This window comes from Porphyromonas sp. oral taxon 279 str. F0450, assembly GCF_000292995.1.
In the GTDB taxonomy this organism is placed as follows: domain Bacteria; phylum Bacteroidota; class Bacteroidia; order Bacteroidales; family Porphyromonadaceae; genus Porphyromonas; species Porphyromonas pasteri.
The window spans coordinates 1-20,268 of the sequence record NZ_ALKJ01000007.1 but is presented as its reverse complement, the minus strand read 5'-3'; the positions used below and the strand labels follow the sequence as shown (position 1 = coordinate 20,268).

Annotated in this window: 11 protein-coding genes; 2 read left to right on the top strand and 9 right to left on the bottom strand. The window is 57.0% G+C overall.

All coding sequences use genetic code 11. The features are described from left to right. Nucleotides 1-201: 201 nt before the first annotated feature. The 9 genes from HMPREF1323_RS00610 to HMPREF1323_RS00570 form a co-directional block, all read right to left on the bottom strand. Nucleotides 202-732 carry a shikimate kinase gene (locus tag HMPREF1323_RS00610; protein WP_009432214.1) on the bottom strand — a complete coding sequence of 177 codons (531 nt, stop codon included), beginning with the start codon at nt 730-732 and terminating at the stop codon, nt 202-204. Nucleotide 733: 1 nt separating this feature from the next. Then, nucleotides 734-2,788 (bottom strand): HD family phosphohydrolase, encoded by a 2,055-nt coding sequence (locus HMPREF1323_RS00605; RefSeq protein ID WP_009432217.1) that lies wholly within the window; start codon nt 2,786-2,788, stop codon nt 734-736. 960 nt (nt 2,789-3,748) lie between these two features. After that, nucleotides 3,749-4,432, bottom strand: coding sequence for a lipoprotein (locus HMPREF1323_RS00600; protein ID WP_009432215.1), 684 nt, complete (start codon nt 4,430-4,432; stop codon nt 3,749-3,751). A 95-nt stretch (nt 4,433-4,527) separates the two neighbouring features. Further along, nucleotides 4,528-7,218, bottom strand: coding sequence for a zinc-dependent metalloprotease (locus HMPREF1323_RS00595; RefSeq protein ID WP_009432210.1), 2,691 nt, complete (start codon nt 7,216-7,218; stop codon nt 4,528-4,530). Nucleotides 7,219-7,229: 11 nt separating this feature from the next. After that, on the bottom strand, nt 7,230-9,833 hold the full coding sequence (locus HMPREF1323_RS00590) for a zinc-dependent metalloprotease (RefSeq protein WP_009432208.1): 2,604 nt from the start codon (nt 9,831-9,833) through the stop codon (nt 7,230-7,232). 201 nt (nt 9,834-10,034) lie between these two features. Next, a complete protein-coding gene (locus HMPREF1323_RS00585) occupies nt 10,035-11,528 on the bottom strand; it encodes a hypothetical protein (protein WP_156795159.1) in 1,494 nt (497 codons plus the stop codon). Between the two features lie 21 nt (nt 11,529-11,549). Then, nucleotides 11,550-12,392: a DUF4843 domain-containing protein gene (locus HMPREF1323_RS00580; RefSeq protein ID WP_198004358.1), complete on the bottom strand. Its 843-nt coding sequence runs from the start codon at nt 12,390-12,392 to the stop codon at nt 11,550-11,552. Between the two features lie 12 nt (nt 12,393-12,404). Further along, entirely contained in the window at nt 12,405-13,853 is a 1,449-nt protein-coding gene (locus HMPREF1323_RS00575; protein ID WP_009432209.1) for a RagB/SusD family nutrient uptake outer membrane protein, read from the bottom strand. A gap of 21 nt (nt 13,854-13,874) precedes the next feature. Further along, the gene (locus HMPREF1323_RS00570; RefSeq protein ID WP_009432211.1) at nt 13,875-16,928 is read right to left on the bottom strand and encodes a SusC/RagA family TonB-linked outer membrane protein; all 3,054 of its coding nucleotides are present in this window, start codon (nt 16,926-16,928) and stop codon (nt 13,875-13,877) included. Nucleotides 16,929-18,168: 1,240 nt separating this feature from the next. Here HMPREF1323_RS00570 and nhaA point away from each other — a divergent pair. Next, nucleotides 18,169-19,515: a Na+/H+ antiporter NhaA gene (gene nhaA, locus HMPREF1323_RS00565; RefSeq protein ID WP_009432213.1), complete on the top strand. Its 1,347-nt coding sequence runs from the start codon at nt 18,169-18,171 to the stop codon at nt 19,513-19,515. Between the two features lie 151 nt (nt 19,516-19,666). Next, nucleotides 19,667-20,206: a hypothetical protein gene (locus HMPREF1323_RS00560; RefSeq protein ID WP_009432218.1), complete on the top strand. Its 540-nt coding sequence runs from the start codon at nt 19,667-19,669 to the stop codon at nt 20,204-20,206. Nucleotides 20,207-20,268 lie beyond the last annotated feature (62 nt).

Genomic DNA, 20,268 nt, shown 5'->3' with positions numbered 1-20,268 from the left:
ACTGGTCTTTAAGACTACGTGCGTAGATAGAAGAATACCACTACGGGAAGGCGCTTTTTCTTCACGAGAAGGACACTTTCCCTCCGCTGAATAAGAGGAATACGCGTGATAAGGCGAAGCGCATAAGCGAGCCGACAAATAAGCACGCCCCACCGACAGACAAGTGCTGTTGGTGGGGCGTAGCTGTACGATTATGCGGGCTTAGCGTGCGAGTTCCTTCGCCAGCTCGAGGGCAAAGAGTTGCTCCTTCTGCGGCGTGTCCACGTGGTCGATCTCGCAGATGCGGTGGGCACGGCTATAGATAGGCTCGCGCACAGCGAGGGTGTCTTGCACGAAGGCAAGGAGCTCTTCCCCGCTCTTATCGCGTATCGTCGGGCGTGTGCGCTTGCACAGCTCAAGGCGCGCCGTGAGGATGGGCGTAGAGCAGCGCAGGTAGATGACGTGCCCCGCCTCCAGCAGGTGATCCATCGTATCGGTATAGCACGGCAGCCCGCCTCCCGTAGCGAAGACGGTATCGGGCATACTCATCAGCTCCTCGATAGCCATACGCTCACGACGACGGAAGACCGCTTCGCCGTGCTCGGCGAACATATCCGTGATGCGCTGGCGGAAGCGCGTCTCGACGAAGACATCCGTATCGAGGAAGCGTCGCCCGAGGGCTTCGGCCAGATGGCGCCCGATGGTACTCTTACCCGAGCCCATGAAGCCGACGAGGAAGATGGGGTCGTGCATGCTACTTCTTGTCGGGATAAGCGATGCGCGCGTGGTACATCGTCTTGAGCTTGAGGTAGAAGACTTCCTTGATCTCCTGTATATCGTGGAAGGTAAGCGGCGTATCGTTCAGCAGCCCTTCGGCGACGATACCATCGACGATCTTAGCGATGAGACTACGGATGCCCTCCTCGGTGTACTCGCCGAGACTACGGCTGGCAGCCTCTACACTGTCGGCGAGCATGAGGATCCCCTGTTCCTTGGTGTAGGGGTTAGGCCCTGGATAGGTGAAGGGCTCTGGGTCGACGTCCTCGTCGGGATGCTCGTTCGAATACGAATTGTAGAAGTAGCGCGTGGTGCTGCGCCCGTGGTGCGTGCGGATGAATTCAATGACGGGATCGGGCAGACTGTGCTTCTGCGCCAGCGTGATCCCGTCGAGGACGTGGCGGATGATGGCGCGCGCACTCTCGTGGTAGGTGAGGTACTTGTGGGGGTTGTTCGCAGCCGAATTCTCCGTGAAGAACTCAGGGTGGAGCATCTTCCCGATATCGTGGTAGAGCGCCCCTGTACGGATGAGCTGGGCATCGGCACCGATCTTCGTGGCGGCAGCCGTCGCGAGGATAGAGACTTGGTACGAGTGCTGGAAGGTCCCTGGTGCGATCTCCGACAGCTCCTGCAGCAGCGGCATATTCGTATCACTCAGCTCGACCAGACGCACGCTCGACACATAGCCGAAGATACGCTCGACGATGAAGGCGAAGATATAGGAGAACATCAGGAAGATGAGGTTCACCCCATAGAGGAAGAGCTGGATCCAGTAGCCGCGTGAGATAGCTCCTTCGTGCCCCCACTCGACGATCATCGAGGCGCCGATATAGACGAGGAAGACGAGGAAGGCCGCACGTATGATCTGCCCGCGCGACGTCAAGCTCTGCAGTGAGAAGAGCGCCGTGAAGCCCGCCGAGAGCTGGATGAAGATGAAGGACAGCGGCTCCGAAGGCACGAAGTACGCTGAGGCAAGGATCGTGAAGAGATAGGTACTCAGCGCCAGATGGCTCCCGAAGAACGCACGCAGCAGGATGAGAAGCATCACATACGGGATCACCTGGATGGGGAAGAACTCCGTGCGAGCCTGCAGCTCGGTCAGCGCAACGAAGGCAAAGAGCAGCGTAAGGAGCAGCACAAGATTGCGCGGCTGCTGGAGGAAGGGCTGGCAGAAGAGGATGATATAGATGCCGAGGATCGAGAAGAGCAACAGCATATAGAGGAAGAGCCCACCGTTGATGATCGAGGCGGTATCTCCACCGAGGCGATTGACCTGCTCGATGTTGTACGAGCGCAGGATATTATAGATATGTGGTGTGACGATCTCCCCACGGTCGATGATACGCTCGCCCTGCTGCACCATCCCCGTAGAGGCCGAGAGGCTGGACAAGGCATCATCCAGCACCTTCGCCGTGTACTCCTTGTCGTAGCGCACGTTATCCTCGAGGTAAGAGGCGACGCTGAGCTTCTGTAGCTCCGAGCGCTGCAGCCCCGCCTTCTCCGCATGAGCAAAGATCATATCATACACTTCCTTCAGACTATAGAAGGTCGTGATAGGCGTACGCGTGAGCACATTGTCCGCCCCGAGCAGGTTGATCTCCAGATGCCCCTCGTCCTTGAGCGAAGAGAGTGCCGTAGCCTGCATCATGCCTCGGGTGTAGTACTGACGCAGCTCTTCCTTGAGGAAGTTGTAGTACTCACGTGGCAGCGTCTTGCTGAAGCTCCGCTCGTAGTCGTCGTGCAGCTGGTTGAGCTTGCGAGGCAGGAGCTCCGCATTGTACGTGTACACGGGCAGCGTCTCCTGACGGATGCTGTCCTGCTCCATACGCATCTGCTCGGCGGACTTGTAGATGGGGAAGTCGTACGGCGCCGTGATGAGGTCGTACGACCAAGGCTTACCTTCGCTGAAGGCATACTGGAAGCTCCTATTACGGGGCGCCAGGAGCATGATGACGAAGGCCAGAAGAGCGAAGGCCAAGAGCACACGGAACGCCTGCCCTTGGACGATCTTTTTAATGGAGAATGAGAACATATCTGCTAAAGGGTTGCTTCAAACAAAGATAACGAAAAGCACCCGAGAGCACTAAGCGACAGCCCGCCGCCCATCCTCCTGCACCCTACCGAGAGCTGGCTAAGGGTCATAAAAACGGATTGCCCCCAAGGTACCATACGGCACCTCAAGGGCAACTCCTTAGGATAACTCCGTGGACCTTCACAGGGGCACGAAGCACAAGACACTCGCCCATGAGGGCGAGCCACACACTCTATTTTGATACTATTCTGCTGACCAACGGGGGCTCTACGACAGGGTGCCCCTCTGCTTAGTCCTCGCCAACACAGTTACGACCGCAGTCGCTTCCCGCTGGGAGGACACTTAATAATGAAGGCGATGGTGGCGGCAGCGTGGTGTCTCATAGCGTGCATGTGAAGATGTAAGCGATCTAATCATAAGCACTACAAATGGATGAAACAACAATGAACACGTAGCAGCCTACCCTCCAAATTGGGTAGCCCGTAGGAGGCACATCACTCCAAGCCCTTCTCAATCATACGAAGAGGCAAAGAGTATCCGTTGCACTCCACAAGCAAAGGTACCAAATAAAGTCACATCATCAAGCACCAGAGAAAGTGCAAGCACCCACCGAAAAACCTCCGTCCCCCTGCGCCAACTTCCCTATCCACGTACCAAGTCCTTATATCCCCGCACGTAAATCCTAAAGACTACGTACGTAGATCTAAGGACTACACACGTGGATCTAACTTTACCTCTACAGGAGGGCAATAAATACCCGTGAGCTAAGCACGACTTCGCCTACTCCTCCACACCTGTTATAAGTAGTGGATGGTGCATCACCCTATAAAGTAGCGTCCCCGCTGCTGAGCAGTGAGGACACAAAAAGCCCCACCCTGACGAGCTGAGGCTCATCAGGGCGGGAGGCTGTATAGGGGGAAGTAGGCTCGGGGGAGAAGGGGGGCTTCGTCCGCCTCCCCGCTACAAGGTCATCCCGATACGCAGGATGAAGCCCGTCGCTCTGTAAGGAATAGGCTCTCGGTCAAGCAGAGGATCGCCGCCGGAGGAATTGCGCACCGTGCTGACCCCGACGCCACAAGTGAAGCGCCAGAGATCAAGCCCTACCACAGCCGAGCCGTAGAAGCCAAAGACTCCATGCATCGGAGCAAAGCCATAGCCAGGACGCAGATCCACAAAGGGCTTAATCGGACCACGGACGGGTAGATAAGCACGGAGATGCCCATAGACGGGGATCACCATATCTACCGTCTCGGTCATAGCATAGATGAAGCCAGAACCGATGCCGAGGAAGAGGCTTCGATTGAAGCGCGCTCCGTAGCTGGCGAACAGCCCTGCATGCTGGCGCTCAGAAGGCCCGAAAAGGTAACCCGCATCAAAATGCCAGTTGAGATAAGGCGTACGAGGCTCTTCATAGAAGGAAGCTCGCCCCGTGGAGTACTCGATGCGCTCTAAGTCGGAATAGGGACAGATGAGGAGGGAGCCATCACGGAGGCGAATCTTCACCTGCGTATCGGGGAGCTCCTCGATGATCTGACCATAAAGGATCGAGCCATTCTTGAGGTAAATGGTGTCGTGCGTGCGCTGCGCCTCGGCCAGACAGGCAAACATAAGGCACGCCAAGAGGGAGAGGAAGAGACGTTTCATGGATACAAAGTTAGCAGAGTCGACAAAACAAGTCCTCCCCTCACTCTTCAAGAGAGATGAGGGGAGGACTTTAGGTAAAGGAGCAGGCGAGATGCCTACTTCGTGATCTTCTCGAGCTTGCGCAGGAGCGTCTGGTAGTGCATGCGTAGGCTTTCGCTCTTCGTAGAGGCCAGGGCCTTCTTCAGCAGCTCTTCAGCGCGATACTGCAGGGGCAGGTAGAGGTCGCCCGTCATGTTGATCGCAGAGGTGAAGAGGTCAGCAGGCTCACCGTAGCTATTCCCGAAGTTGAGGTAACCGACAGCATCGAGCTTCGTGAGCGGATCATCCGAATGGTCGTGATCCAGTGAGCAGAAGTGCGAGCCGCGGAGCTTAGGCAAGAGGGCGATGAACTCCTCATCGCTCATACCCTCGGTACGGACAGGCTCACCAGCCTTGGCAAAGCCCGTAAGCTCAGCGATCGTCAGAGCAGAGCGACCCGTGGTCTTCGCTACAAGATCCTCCGTATAAGAGGTGATGTAGCGGACATAGAGCTCCTGCAGATGCTTCTCAGCGGCAGTGAGATCCTCACGGCCAGCCTCGGTCTTCGCAAAGACACGAGCATAGACATCATCGGCATACTCCATAGGAGAGTAAGACGTCGAGTCGAGGTAGTAGCTCATGCAGAGGTTATTGATATTGCGGATCGCCATAGCACGCGTCATAACACCGACGACGACGTAGGGCGAAGAGCCTCCCAGCTCACCCATCGTAGCCTCGAGCGCATCGTTGCGCAGGCTGTCGATAGAGAGCGCCTGGTCGAGGAGCCACATAGCCGAAGCCTTCTGCTGAGCCTTAGGCACGACCTTGTAGCGAGGGAGGCCAGAGGCTTCGCTCGTCTGATAGAGGTAGATCCCAGGGACGTTGATGAAGACATTCGAGACGTAGCGCAGGGCCTGATCGGAGATACCTTCGTAGAGTGTAGCACGGTGCTGAGCTTCCTCGTCGCGTGGGAACCACTCACCCAGGTGAGCGATGATGTACTTGAGGTTCTTCAGCCCGAGGGTACTGGCAGCTACAGGGTCATTCGACAGGTCCTCCTCGATAGAAGAGGGGTCGTAGCGGTAATCGCCGACCTGCTGCACGCCATAGCGGTACTCGGGATCAGCAGCATGCTTCTCGATAAGCTCATTGAGATAGCGAGCTTCCTCGATGGGATTACCCTTGCTGTCGGGGAAATAGCGGTAGGTCCAGTCGACGGCATACTTATCGTACGTACCGACGGTGGGAGGGTCGAGGCTCACAGCACGGTCTTCGGGCTGGGCAACATAGTTGAAGCGCGCATAGTCCATGATCGAGGGCGTCGTACCGTGCACTGCCGTGAAGGAGGGTGAGCGGAGCGAGTCGATAGTGTATGCAGCCGATGCAGCCATGTTGTGCATAAAGCCGAGGGTGTGGCCGATCTCGTGTGCGATGACGTACTTGAGCGACTTGGACATCAGCGTATCGGGGAGCTTCATCGCGCGGACGAGGGGGTCGACCTGAGCCGTCTGGACGAAGCGCCAGTTGTTGTTCAGCTTCGAGACATCACTCCAGACGAGTACCGAGGCATTGATGATCTCACCCGTGCGGGGGTCAGCCCAGCTGGGACCCATAGCGTTCTCCGTAGCGATGGGTACGTAGCGGATACAGTTGTACTTGAGGTTGTCGGGGTCGAAGTTGGGATCATCCGTGGGGAAGTCACGCACCTCGATAGCGTCCTTGAAGCCGATAGCCTCGAAGGCCTTGTTCCAGCGCAGCGTACCCTCCTTCATCGCAGCCTTCCACACTGCGGGGAAGGTATTCTCGACGTAGAAGACGATGGGCTTCTTGGGGCGAACGAGCTGACCCGCCTTGTAGGCAGCCACATCCGAGGGCTCGAGGCGCCAGCGCTTAGCGAAGCGCACGGCCTCGATCTGCTTGGACTCGGGGTCGTAAGCATTCTTCGAGATGTGGAAGACACCGATACGCGTATCAGCCAGACGGGGCGTCATCGGCTCCTCGGGCAGGCGGAGGATGGTGAAGGTCGCCCCGAGAGTCACGGGGTAGTCCTTCAGCGGGCTCTTGCCCCCACGCGAGGAGTTGAGGGTGATGCGGTAGCTACGGTCGATCTTGATGGAGACATTGTCCTCGAAGGCCTTGATCTCGCGGATGTAGCCGAGGTCACTCTGCAGGCTTGACTGCACCTGATAGGAGCCGAGGCTCTTCCCGATCAGCGGGAAGTACTTCTGATCCTTCGTGACGAGCGAGGTGATGTCGAAGACGACGGCGGACTTATCCTTGTTCCACGCCTTGATGGGGAACTTATAGAGGGCGAGGTCCGTGTAGCTGGGAGCGAAGGTCGGACGGAGCTCCTTCTCCAGCTGCCCCGTGAGATAGGGGTCGGAGTTCACCGCCTCGAGCACGATAGCGCTGTCACGCTGAGCGAAGCGCATGTGCACGGGGTTGGAGTTTTTGAAGCCGACCATCCCGAGCTGAGGATTGGAGATGGAGGAGAGGGTGACGGCGACGAGGATTTCCTTGCCGATGGTCTTGACGGGGAGCTCAACGTAGAGCTTATTGTCCGTCTTGTGCAGGGTGAGGAAGTCGCCCTTAGCAGAGACGATGGCCTTGTCGGTGAGGATCTTCTCGTAGGCACTCTTCTCGGGTGCCTTCTCCGTCTTGGGCTTCTTCTTCCGCTTGAGGAAATCGAAGATCCCCGCATGGGCCGTAGCAGGAGCCAGCGTGAGGGTCGCTGCAGCCAGGAGGAGTGCTATCTTTCTATTGATCATCTTCGGGTAGTCTATTTCTTAGCATCGAGGAGCTTCGCGACCTTGAAGGCCAAGGTCTGGTAGTGGGCCTTGAGCGTGCGGTCCGTCGTGGAGGCAGCGCGCTGCTCGAGCAGAGGGCGTACCTTCAGCAGGGCAGCGTACATGTACTGCTCTGACGTATCGAGGGCAGGGACGTTGGCCATAGGATAGATGCTTGCCGAGGGGTCGCCACCACCATAGTTGACGCGGCCAGACTTGAGGGCATCGCTGTAGTCCGTCGTAGAGGTGAGGCTGATGAGCTTGCCACCGACAGAGGCGGGTGCACCGGCGAAGCTGTAGGGCATACCAGGCGTAGCGTTGCGGGGATTGACCGTACCAGCGATAGACTTGTCGATGAAGGCGATCTGCATCAGACGCTCCATGTGGTTGGGGCTCTTGCCAGCGATGGTCGAGGCGAAGGTAGCCTGATAGAGGTCGTCGAAGTATTCGCCGAGGCTATACGTCTTCGAGTCTACCTGCGAGGCGATGATGATACGTGAGCGCAGGTCATAGATATCCTTGACGAGGAACTCGAGGAGCTGGTCGTAGTAGCTCACGTCGATGAAGCCCTTACGCTCGAAGTTGCGGTCAGCCTTGCCCTGGAAGTCCTTTGCCTGACGGAGGAGCCACTGGAAGGCTTCACGCTGCTTACCCTTAGGCACGACCTGATAGCGGGGCAGGCTCGTCGAGAGGCGGCTCTCCTGACAGACGACACCACCGACGAGGCTCATCGCATTCTTGAGCTGGAGGTAGTAGCCCTGTACAATAGCCAGATAGAGGCTCTTCTTCTTGCGGCTGTCGGGGTCGTTGGTGATCCACTTAGAGAGGTTCGACTGGATGAAGGCAAGGTTCTTCATCGTGAGTTCAGCCGTCTTGATAGGATCGTTGCCGAGGTCTTCGGTACGGACGGTGGGGTCGACAGCGTAGCGCTGCTCAGGAGCATAGCGGAGGTAAGGCTCGCGAGCACGCTTGTCGACGCGGCTCAGCAGTTCCTTAGCCTCAGCAGCGGGATCACCCTTGAGGTCGAAGTAGCGGTAGCCCCAGTCGATAGCGAAGAGGTCGTAGACACCGAGCTGGTCGTTGATGAGGCGTACCCCCTTGTCAGAGGGCTGAGCGAGGTAGTTGTAGGTCACACCGTCGAGGATAGAGGGTGTGAGCCCCGACTCCTTCGTGAACTTAGCTGAGCGGAGCTGGTCCGTGGTGTAGGATGCCGAAGCAGCGTAGTTGTGCAGCAGACCGAGGACGCTCCCCATCTCCTGCGTGACAAGCTGCGAGAGTGACTCTTCGAAGAGGGCCTGTGGCAGACGAGACGAGCGCACCTGTGGGTCGACAGCAGCCGTACCGATGAAGCGCTGCTTGTGCATGAGCGCCTCTACATTATTATAGATCGTGAGGTTCCCGCTGAAGATCTCACCCGTGCGGGGATCCGTCCAGTTGGAGGCAGCTATCGTCTCCTGGCTATTGGGGATGTAGCGGATGCAAGAGTACTCGAGGTTGTCGGGGTCGAACTGCTTATCGTTCTTGGGGAAGTCACGCACCTCGATAGCGTTACGGAAGCCAGCGGCTTCGAAGGCCTTATTCCAGCGAAGGACCCCCTCACGGATGGGGCGCTGCCAGCTGGCGGGGAAGGCGCTATCCAGATAGAAGACAATCTTCTTCTCGGGCTCAGTGAGCTGACCCTTAGCGTAGGCCTTCTTATCCTTGGGGACGAGCTGCCAGCGGTGTGCCAGATAGACGGGCTCACTCTGGTCGAGGTAGTCGGGGAAGGAGACCTTGCGCGTCGTCTGATAGCCTACGCGGGCATCAGCAAAGCGGGGGATAGCGTTGGAGGCTTCTACGGGGAGGATCGTATAGGTCACCTCAGCCGTCAGAGGCATATCCTTAGCCACGGTGAGTACACCCATGAGCGAAGCGTTCACGGAGAAGTTCATCTCGACGCGGACGCTGGCGTTGGTGTCGAAGGCCTTCAGCCCCCTGACGAAGGTCAGGCTGCTATTGCGCGAAGAGGTGATCTTGAAGGGACCCTGCTGCGAGGGGACGATCTCGAAGAAGGGGCTGGACTCCGTGACGAGCGAATTGATCTTCAGGACGACAGCGGAGCTATCAGCCTTGTACACCTCGGGGGTGAAGGACTCTACCGACTGGTCGCGGTAGTTCAGCTCGAGTGCCTTCTGCAGCTCGGGCGAAGCGTCACGGCGATAGACGATGGAGTTGGGTACCTTCATGACGATGACGCTGTCCTGCTTCTCGAAGCGGAAGACGATAGGAGCGGAGTTCATCGAGCCGACAGCCAGATAATCGGGGTCGGTAGTCGAGGTGACCTTGGCACCCATCATCAGCTCCTTGCCGAGGTACTTCGTAGGGAGCTCGAGGTAGACGCTACCATCTATCTTGTGGAGGGTAACGAACTTCCCGCGGGCGGTCTCGACCTTCTTGTCCTTGAAGAACTTCGTGTACTTGTCTTCTTCTTTCTTCTCCTTCTTGGTGTCGTCACCGAAGGCGCGAGAAGAGAGAGCTGAGGGAGCCGCAGCGAGGCTGAGGGAGCCCGCAGAGATGGCAGTAGCCACGAGCAGGCATCGGATACAACTCTTGTGCATGGATGGGGATTATAGTGTGATACTTGATTCAGTGGAGGGTGAGGCTGAAGGGCCTCCTGCTCCTCCCGTGCGCCCTTCTCTCGGATAAGCCGCAAAGGACGACCGAAGCCCCGCAGCCTTATCCGTGGAGGAAAAGCTACTGGGGCGACGGAGGAGCGAGCCTCCTCCCCGCAGAGTATGGTGCGGAGAGGGGGCATGATGTTAGTTGTTGAACTGACGGTAGACGATCTGCTTGATCTTACCCGTGATACCTTCCTCAGACTTGAGGAGGACGGGGGTAATGCCCGCTACATTGTAGCTGTAGATCGAGCCGACGAGTCCTGTGCCTGTGCCGTTAGCCCCGATGAAGAGGCGGTTGTCCGACGTCAGAGCCAGCGAAGCAATCGTCTGCCCTGCGGGGAGCGAGATCCAAGCTGGGTGGGTCGTCGCCGTGGCGTTCGCCATATTGTAGAAGTACACCTTGTCCGCAGTCGCTACGAGTGCAGCCGTACCACCGAGGTTAGGCATCAGGTGCGTAGGCGTGCCTTCGGTGAACTCGACCATGGAGACCGTAGCACCATCGACATTCTGCGACTGAGCGAAGTCCCCAGCCGTGAGGCGAGCGACGAAGTACTTGCTATCCGAGTTGCGCTTGAGCAGCAGCAGGGTGTAGTTATAAGTATAGTTCCCTTCACCAGCGCTCTTCATATCGATGAGCGTCATGCCCTCGAAGGGGTTCGTCTCCTCAGGAGCCCCACCAGGGAAGGCACTCGCCGTAAAGGTACGCACCTTCTTCACTGAGACGCTTGAGCCAAGGGTCATATACAGCAGGTTGCTTCCCGCATTGTCGAAGAAGGCCATGCCCTCACTGATACGTGTACCCGTCAAGGCACGCCAATTCACGATAGCCGAGGCGAGCGAGTAGCCCGAGGCGACACGCGAGAGGTAACGATCGTGCTTCTTAGCTGGGAAAGTAGCCGACTTCTCCATCTCCCAGACGTTAGCTCCCGAGATGAAGTACTCCCTGACCGTAGCCTGATTGCCACTGGCGTGGCTGAAATCTACGGGGTTCGTGAAGGAGATACGAGGTGTGAGGACCTTCAGCGAGTCAGCCGACACACGATAGTAGCGTGTGGGGAGGCCGAGGGCAATACCGAGATAGCTACGAGATGCACCTGCACCTGGCACATAGCGATAGAAGAGCATCGACTGGGGATCCCCCGTCATATCGATGGTGGGGTTGCTTCGCCCGAAGGCATCGAGGTCAAAGGCATCCGTCTTCTCCCCGCCAGGCAGGTAGGAGAGGATGGTCTTCCCTTCGTTGCTCGCCAAGACGTACAGCCCGTCTACATAGCGGTAGGGCACGTCGATCGTGAAGCGGTAGAAGTAGGAGCCGTCAGGCGTGTACATACGCAGACGGGCATCATGCTTACCATAGCTCGTAGGGCTATAGGAGAGGTCCTTCTCTGTGGAGACGACGACGCCATCGACGATCCACTCGTAGGAGGGCGTCACAGATGCGCCCGTCGTGATGGTATATGCGGGCGACTTGATCACGGTGACCTCACCGAAGGTAGCCGTCTGTACCGAGGCGATGGGCTCTGTCACCTTGACGACAGCCAGAGGGTGATCGCCATTGACCGAGTGGTCCTTGTAGCAGGAGGAGAAGAGTGAGAGGGCCAGGAGAAGGCCCAGTGACTTATAGATCTTATTCATCTTCATTCGTACTCTGTGAGGTTAGCGATACTGAGCTAAGAGACGCACCAGAATTGCTGGCTTCTCTTCACCATGCTCATCCATATACTTCTCGAGGCGGAGCAGGAGGGGATATTGGACATTAGCATCAGTCTTGTATAGCGCCTGCTGCACGGGGTCTTCCCCATTCTTGGGGAGGCCGTAGGCATTGATGAGCATACGGTACTTCCCCTCACTATACTTCCCGAGATAGACATCCTGGAGGAAGGCCCACCAGAAGGGGATCTCGAGCTGGTTCGTCACACAGAGGACGACTGTATTGCGTTTATTGACCGCTGTACGCAGGTCTGCCGTAGGAGACAGATGCAGCGTGATCGTGTCGTACTTTAGGAGGGGGACGTCACCAGGCTCCATATCCGAGAGGGCATCAAGGAGGGTGCGCACACCGTCACGGGTGACGATGTACTTCCCGTTCTCCTGCTGCACGGTCGAGATCTTCGAGCGATTGAGCTGTAGGGTGAAGGAGCCCTTGATGGAGTCTGCTGCGATCGTGTAGCTATCCTGCAGCGCATCGAACTGCTCGCCCGACGTGGCGGTAGAGCGCGACTTGTCGAACTCCACCTTATAGCTCAGAGGCGAAGAAGAGAGCTTCCCGAGGAGGTTCACATTGAAGGTCAAGGGGATCTTCCCATTGTTGTCCTCGAGGAGGGCGAGGTTCTGTACGACGATGGTATCTGCCCCCGAGTTAGGGAAGTAGATCACACGTGACTCATTGTAGTAGCCATCCTTGCTGTACTCTCCGTCGTAGATGTCCGACTTGGAGCAAGCGCTGAGGAGGCCGAGAGCGGCCAGGGCAAGCGAGGCCAGTGAATATCTTCTGTTCATTGTCGTGGGCATTTACTTATTACCATAGGTGAGCTCATCCGTAGGCCAGGGCAGGACAAAGATGCTGGAGCTGGGCTGGATCGTACTGCTCCCGAGGAGGTCAAGGAAGGAGGAGTTGAAGTGCTTCAGCGCAGGGAAGATCTGGCCTTCACCTGGCATCTCACGCATGTACTCCTTGACAAGCTCTGCCTTGAAGTCTACCTGCGTGGGCAGGTCGCTCGAGGTGAGGTCGTTCAGACCACGGCTCTCGCGCACCTTGTTCAGAGCGGCAAGCGCTGCGGTAGGATCGGAGGAGTAGAGAGCTTCGGCCTGGATGTAGTACATCTCTGGCAGACGGATCAGGGTCAGCCCGCGCTGCGAAGTAGGTGCAGCCGTGGCTTCCTCTGAGCTGGAAGCGAAGCGGATGAACTGCTGGTAGGTATCTACATTGCGATAGAAGGCTGCCTGACGATTGTCGATAGCGCCCGCAGCTGCCCCCGAGACAGCATAGAGCTGATCGAGGACGCTTCGGCTGTGTGCCTGGACACCCTCGTCGGTACCAGCGACATTCTTCAGGAAGCGATTAGCGAAGTCATCGAGGAAGCTATTCGCATAGAGCCCGAAGATCAGCTCGCCCGTAGCAGGGAAGCGACGTACAGACTCGAAGGAGTTACGACCTGCGAGCTTAAAGCTCGCCGTATGATCCGTGACCTTCTTAGCGTACTCAGCGGCCTTTGCCGAGTTCCCCATCGCCTGATAGACACGTGCCTTGGTAGCGTAGACCGCATACTTATTGAAGTGTACGGCACGGCGTGACCAGAAGTCCGTAGACTGTGTAGCATCGAGGCTCACCGTCTCATCAATATCGGAGAGGAGGCGCTCAGCTTCGTCGAGGTCCTTGAGGATATTCTCATAGGTCCCTGCGACGGTGTAGACCGTACGGTTCTTGAGGTTGAAGTCATACGAGTAAGGGATACCGCGTGAGTCCTTGCCTCTCTGGTAGTCCTCGGCGAAGAGACGCACGAGGTCAAAGTGCAGGAAGGCACGCAGACCGAGGGCCTCGCCCTTGAGCTGGGAGAGGTGGCTACTGCTGAAGGAGGGCGACTCGAGGTTCGCCAGGATATTATTGACGTAGGAGATGACCTGGTACTGACCGAGCCACAGGCTGTAGATCTCAGCCTGCACGGACACGTCCGTGTAGTTGTAAGCGCGGGTCTTCACTGAGGTTGAGGTCGCAGCCGTAGAGCCGAACATCTGAGCGAGCTCGTCGACGAAGCCGTTCGTCATGCGCTGCCCGTAGAGGTCAGACTTAGCCATCGTCCCGTAGACACCATAGAAGGCATCGTAGTACCCCTGAAGTGAAGAGAACTGGACTTCCTGCAGGAGGGTACCCTTAGGCTGAACATCGAGGAACTTATTGCACGAAGGCAGAGCCGCAAGGCTCAGCGCTCCGAAGGCTATATATAAAGCTGTCTTCTTCATAAACACACTTCTCATTTAGGGTTAGAAGGAGAGACGCAGAGACATCTCTACGCTGCGAGCAAAGGGATAGTCCAGACCACGCTCACGCTTGACCGTGGAGAGGTAGAAGAGGTCGTTGGCGAGGAGCTCGACGCGTGCTCGGCGCATGTGGAGCTTCTTGACCCAAGTAGCCTCGGTCTCATAGGCCAGAGAGAGACTACGCAGCGTGAAGTAGTATTCCTTCTGGATGAAGCGGCTCGTCTGATAGGGGCTCTCCGTAGAGGCAATGTCACGATAGCGGGTGACGTCACCGGCCTGCTTCCAGCGGCTCTCGAGGACGCGACGGTCAGCATTCTGCTCCTTCTTTGTACCCTCTACACGAGAGGCCAGCGTAGCGTTGTAGACGGTAGCGCCGAGCGAGTAGCCGAAGTTCGCATTCAGCGAGAAGCCCTTGTACATCAGGTACGAGGTGAGCGAGCCATAGGCCCAAGGTGACGTATCGCCGAAGACGCGGCGGTCATTGGGATCATAGGTGAAGGTGTAGGTACCATCACGCTTGATGAAGATCTCCTTACCTGTAGCGGGGTCGATACCAGCTGAGGGGACGACCTTCAGAGCGGTGAGGGACTCACCTTCCTCGTAGAGAGGCAGGGGCGTCGTACCGCGGTTGAGGGAGTCGACACCGAGGTTCTTCTGGTTGAGTGCCTTGAGAGCATCACTCACCTTCTTGACCTTATTGCGGTTGTAGGAGTAGTTCAGCGAGAGCGACCACTGCAGGTCCTTCGTCTGGATGGGGACGACACGCGTCTGGAACTCGATACCATTATTCTCGACCTCCCCTACATTCTGACGGGCGGTGACAGCACCGATCGAGGGAGCGAGAGAGACGTCGAGCAGGAGGTTGTCCGTCGTCTTCTGATAGGCATCGAAGGTGAGGTCCCAGCGATTCTTGAAGAGCGTCAGGTCAAGACCGACGTTCTTGCTGAGCGTACGCTCCCACTTCAGCTCGGGGTTCCCGATAGCCAGGGGCACAGAGCCAGCACCTACGATATAGTTGATACGATTATTATAGGTATAGGTCGTGAGGGCCTGATAGGGGTCGAAGGAGATATTCCCCAGATACCCAATACTCCCACGGAGCTTGAGCAGCTGGATATTCTTATTGCCCTCGAAGAACTTCTCATTGTGGATATTCCAAGCCGTACCGAGTGACCAGAAAGGAGCGAAGCGCTGGTTCTTACCGAACTTCGAGGAGCCTTCGTAGCGGTAGACGACGTCCACCGAATAGCGGTTGTCGTAGATAGCGTTCCCGTTGAAGAAGAAGCCTGCTGCCGTAGCGAGCGACTCAGAGCCCGAGGGACGGGCGCTCCCCCCATAGCCGAGGGCGAAGTTGGGGTGCCCAAGGACGTCAGAGTAGAAGCCGAGGCTGGTATAGCTACTGTTGTCCGCCGTCGTGGACTCGAGGCTCGAGCCCGCCATCGACGTGACGTAGAGCTTCTCGAAGAAGGTACGATTGTAGGACACCATCAGCTTACCGAGGAAGCTCAGACCACGACCGAGGTTCTCGGTCATCGAGCCCTTCTTCGTCAGGTCGGTCTCATTACGGAACGTGTAGGAGAGGGGCGACTTGAAGCTACGCGAGTAGTTATTGCGCGTGGTGAAGGAGAAGTCCCCATCGATACGGAGGTTGCGATCGATCCAGTACTGCGCCGTCGTCGTATTCAGGAAGTCCATGCTCCCAGCGCGGTTGAAGCTACCGAGCGAGGCTTCGTAAAGCGGATTATCCAGATTATGCTCGAGCTTTGCGAGCAGCTCACCATTCGCATCATAGGGCGACTGATAGGGATTCTGCTTCGAGAAGTTCGAGAAGGAGCCGTAGCTGGGATCCTGTGACGTAGAGCGGTTCACCGTCAGCGTATTTGAGGCAAAGAACTTACCCTGTCGGTTGTAGGAGAGCTTGAAGGTCCCCGAGAGACGCTCACGCGCGGACTGCATCATGACCCCCGTCTCATTGCCATAGCGGAGCGAGAGGCCGTAGCGCACGTACTTGTCCCCCCCGTCGGCACTGACCGTGTGGGAGTGTGAGACACCGGTGCGCAGGGGCTTAGCGAGCCAGTCGGTATTCGTACCACTCTGGATCATACGCACGACGCGGTCACGGATCAAATCTAAGGAGTTCTGGTTGTCAAAGGAGGTCGCCATCGCCGCACCACCAGCCTTATAGAGCCCTGCCAAGTCCTCATACTGGAGCTTCTGCTGGGGCGTGAGGAGGTGGTAGTCGCTGAGGTCAGGCATCGAGAGACGCAGAGTACCGCTATAGTTCACGCGGATAGCTCCCTCGCTGATAGGCTTCGTCGTGATGACGATGACCCCTGCAGCAGCCTTAGCACCATAGAGCGCCGAGGCCGAGGCATCCTTGAGGACGGTGACGCTCTCGATGGTGTTCATATCCATATCGTAGATATACTCGACATCCACGATCGCCCCGTCGACGACGAAGAGCGGGAGGTTAGCTGCACCCGAGAAGGTAGCACGACCACGGAGATTCAGCTCGGGGCGTGCATTGGGGTCCGAGCCGAGGTTATTCTGCTGGACGACCTGCAGGCCAGGGACGAAGGCCTCGAGGCCCTGCAGGAGATTCTTCGTACCTACCGAGAGGAGCTGCTCTGACTTGATGGTCGTCTGCGCCCCCGTGTAGCTCTTCTTATCCTTCTTCGTGAAGCCGGTGACGACTACCGATTCGATCGTCTGGTTGTCTGGCTCGAGGTCGATACGCAGGGGCGTACCACCACGCAGGGTGACGGCCTTAGCCTTGTAGCCCATGAAGGTGACGCGTACGCGCTCGGTGGCATTCTTCGTCTTGAACTCAAAGTGCCCCTTGCTATCCGTGATGAAGCCACCAGTCTGACCCAAGATCTGGACGGTGACGAGTGGCATAGGCTCGCCATTCTCATCATATACGGTACCGCTGAAGACGTTCAGCGAAGACGTTGGGTTCTGCTGCGTAGCATGGCCTCCCGATGATGTGGCCAGGCTGGGAGAAGCGGCCTGGGCGGTGACGATGGAGCTTAGAAGCCATCCTCCCGCAAGTAACATTGTAACTAATCTCATGCGACCTCGATCGTATTTTTATTCTACTCGTTGTCTTTCGCTCATACCCACCACGCTGGCGCTCTGCCTGAGCACGGGTGGATTCGGGGCATCCACATAATAATGCACGATACGGAGCTCCCTAAGGGGACCTCTGTATATGTGAATTAGCATTAGTATAGGGAAATGGATACGCTCCGAAGCAACTATAAAAGTAGTACTTTATCATTAAATATGCAAAAATCAGTCAAACATATGGACGTTTGACTAAAACTTTGAATATTCCACAGGCAACTTGACACACTTTTCAGCAAAGAGCGAACCTTAAAACACAGATTCACGCAACTCCCCATCTCCCATATTCCTAAAAATCAACCCTCGAAATCGCCCCGACCACACAATTATAGAGGTGTGCATACCGCCCCTTCCTAAACCCCACACTCCCACCTACGGCGAAGCCCTTCCCATATCCCTCGCCACAATAGCAGCACGCACGCTCCCGCGGAGCCTCTACGAGAGCCTGTTGCCGCGAGTCCCGTCCTCTATTTAGCGTACTAAGGCATCGCGCGCCCAGCTCCCCGATATACCTCTCCGAAGTGATCAGGCAAGCCCTTCGCCTTATCGCGAGTATTCCTCTTATTCTGCGGAGGAAAAAGTGTCCTTCTCGTGAAGAAAAAAGCGCTTTCACGTAGTGGTTTTCTTCTATCTACGCACGTAGTCTTAAAGACCAGGCACGCAAACCCAAAGATCCACGTACGTAGATATTAGATCCACATACGTAGTCCAAACTTATCTGCCACTCGTCCGCAACTTTTATCCCCATGCGGAGCAACAACCTTTACGAAGGGGGAAAAGCAACCAGTACTGGTCACTTAGCCGACCAGTACTGATCGACATTAGCCCTCTGCACAGTCCTATACTGCGAGCACTTACAGAGGGAGTATTTCCCTCGCGTACGTACGATGCGCGCGCATGATATTTATAGTGGTAAAACAACCCGTACCCCTCTCACGTTATCCTATAGGTGCTCACACTCGACGCTCGCTCCGCAGGCTTTCCCATGAGAGACGAAGCACCATCTTTCCGCATCTTATCACGGCTGTTTACTGTAAATGCGCTAACTTTGCGATATAGGTCAGGGACATAGCAGGCACACCCCTCGCCATGCTCTTCCTCGCATTGAATCGTCCTCAAATACGGACGTACGCACGATGCAATACCTTCATTACAAACCTCTAAAACAAAGATGAGTACGACTCCCGCTCAAAGGCCCTCTCTACGACAGCGTCTCTCGGCCTTGCGCCCCAACCCCTCGATGTTGCTCTTCCTGGCGACCATCATCGCCGTAGCCATCGCGAACTCCCCCTGGAGCATCAGCTACGAGCACTTCCTCCACTACCCCGTCCAGGTCATCATCGGCGGCATTGAGCTCTTCCGTCACATGGGCCACACGATGACCATCAGTCAGGTCGTCAACGATGCCCTGATGGCGATCTTCTTCTTCCTCGTTGGGCTGGAGATCAAGCAAGAGCTCCTCGTCGGCGAACTCTCTTCGCCCAAGAAAGCCATCCTCCCCGTCATCGCTGCCCTCGGGGGGATGCTCTTCCCCGTCCTCTTCTTCCTCGGCGTGACGCCCAGTCACCCTGAGAGCCTCGGCGCTGCTATCCCCATGGCGACGGATATCGCCTTCGCTCTGGCCGTCCTCGGCTCCCTCGGGGGCCGTGTACCGAAGAGCCTGTACGTCTTCCTCGCCACGCTGGCCGTAGCAGACGACATCGGCGGGATCATCGTCATCGCCCTCTTCTATAGCAAGGGCGTATCACTCCTGCCCCTGGGTATTGGTCTCGCGCTCGTCGCCCTTCTCCTCCTCCTCGGTCGCCTGCGCGTCACCGCTCTCGAGCCCTATATCATCGCAGGTATCGCCGTCTGGGCACTCTTCCTGCAGTCGGGTATCCACCCCACGATCGCTGGCGTACTCGTAGCACTCTGCATCCCCGCAGGCTCGAAGGTCCACATCCGCGAGCTCTCACGCAAGCTCCACGAGCAGACCAGCGACCTCTCTACCGAAGCCCGTGAGGCTGAGCGCGCAGTCATCCTCTCGCACGACCAGCTCGAGCGCATCGCCAAGATCAAGGACACCGCAGGGCAGGCTATCAGCCCTGTCCAGACCCTCGAGCACGCACTCAAGCCTCTGGTAGACTACTTCATCCTCCCCCTCTTCGCCTTCGTCAATGCCGGCGTGTCCTTTGGAGGAGTCTCTGCCGACATGCTCTTAGGCCTGCCGCTGGCTATCTTCCTCGGCCTCTTCCTCGGGAAGACCGTCGGCATCAGCCTCTTCACCTACGTGGCTATCCGCGTGAAGCTCTGTGCTTGGCCCGAAGGCATGAACCTCCCCCGCCTCATCAGCCTCGCCGTCCTCGGCGGTATTGGCTTCACTGTATCGCTCTTCATCGCGAACCTCGCCTACGACGGCCCCGAGATGGCACAGCTCCTCAACGAAGCTAAGCTCGGTATCTTCGCCGGCACGATCATCTCTGGTGTCGTGGGCTACATGCTCCTCAGTCGCTTCCTCCCCAAGGGCGAAGCGAAGTAACCGTCCCAACCTTTAGAGATACGCAACGCACTCAATCCTAATCGAGTGTAGTTGGCTCTCTAAAGGTTTCCTACTATCTTTGTCGCGCAGAGCCTTTGGATTCACCAGAGTTCCTCTCGCGATTTCACAATTCACTTATCCCTATAACCTAATGTTCAAGAAAGTATTCCTTGCTGCACTCGCTCTCATCGGTAGTGTCAGCCTCGCTAACGCACAGGAAGTATTCCACAAGGGTACCACGGCTATCAACGCTGGTATCGGCCTCGGCTCTTACTACTCAGGCATCACTATTCCTCCCCTCTCTGTAAGCCTTGACTACGGTGTCGCTGACAACCTCATCAACGGCAACAACGGTTCGATCTCTGTAGGGGGCTTCGCAGGTTATACTGCAAGCAGCCATACCTATGGCACCTATAAGAGCACGTTTTCTTACATCGCCCTCGGTGGTCGTGGTGCTTTCCACTATCAGTTTGCTCCTAAGCTCGACACCTACGCAGGTCTGATGGTCTCTTACGATATCGCATCGGCATCCTCTAACTCAGACTATGTAGGTGCATCTGTTGCTACCAGCGGCATCAACTGGACGCTCTTCCTCGGTGGTCGCTACTTCTTCACGGAGAAGATCGGTGGCTTCGCTGAACTCGGCTACGGCTTCTACAACCTGAACCTCGGTGTTACCTTCAAGCTCTAATTGAAGTCCCCGAGCTGTAAGGCTCACAAATACAGCAGCGGCTGCGACCTCCGAGAGGTCGC

Bases quoted from the DNA above. Each gene is read 5' to 3' on its own strand.
- HMPREF1323_RS00610 (WP_009432214.1), bottom strand. From the start codon at position 732: ATGCACGACCCCATCTTCCTCGTCGGCTTCATGGGCTCGGGTAAGAGT.
- HMPREF1323_RS00605 (WP_009432217.1), bottom strand. From the start codon at position 2,788: ATGTTCTCATTCTCCATTAAAAAGATCGTCCAAGGGCAGGCGTTCCGT.
- HMPREF1323_RS00600 (WP_009432215.1), bottom strand. From the start codon at position 4,432: ATGAAACGTCTCTTCCTCTCCCTCTTGGCGTGCCTTATGTTTGCCTGT.
- HMPREF1323_RS00595 (WP_009432210.1), bottom strand. From the start codon at position 7,218: ATGATCAATAGAAAGATAGCACTCCTCCTGGCTGCAGCGACCCTCACG.
- HMPREF1323_RS00590 (WP_009432208.1), bottom strand. From the start codon at position 9,833: ATGCACAAGAGTTGTATCCGATGCCTGCTCGTGGCTACTGCCATCTCT.
- HMPREF1323_RS00585 (WP_156795159.1), bottom strand. From the start codon at position 11,528: ATGAATAAGATCTATAAGTCACTGGGCCTTCTCCTGGCCCTCTCACTC.
- HMPREF1323_RS00580 (WP_198004358.1), bottom strand. From the start codon at position 12,392: ATGAACAGAAGATATTCACTGGCCTCGCTTGCCCTGGCCGCTCTCGGC.
- HMPREF1323_RS00575 (WP_009432209.1), bottom strand. From the start codon at position 13,853: ATGAAGAAGACAGCTTTATATATAGCCTTCGGAGCGCTGAGCCTTGCG.
- HMPREF1323_RS00570 (WP_009432211.1), bottom strand. From the start codon at position 16,928: ATGTTACTTGCGGGAGGATGGCTTCTAAGCTCCATCGTCACCGCCCAG.
- nhaA (WP_009432213.1), top strand. From the start codon at position 18,169: ATGAGTACGACTCCCGCTCAAAGGCCCTCTCTACGACAGCGTCTCTCG.
- HMPREF1323_RS00560 (WP_009432218.1), top strand. From the start codon at position 19,667: ATGTTCAAGAAAGTATTCCTTGCTGCACTCGCTCTCATCGGTAGTGTC.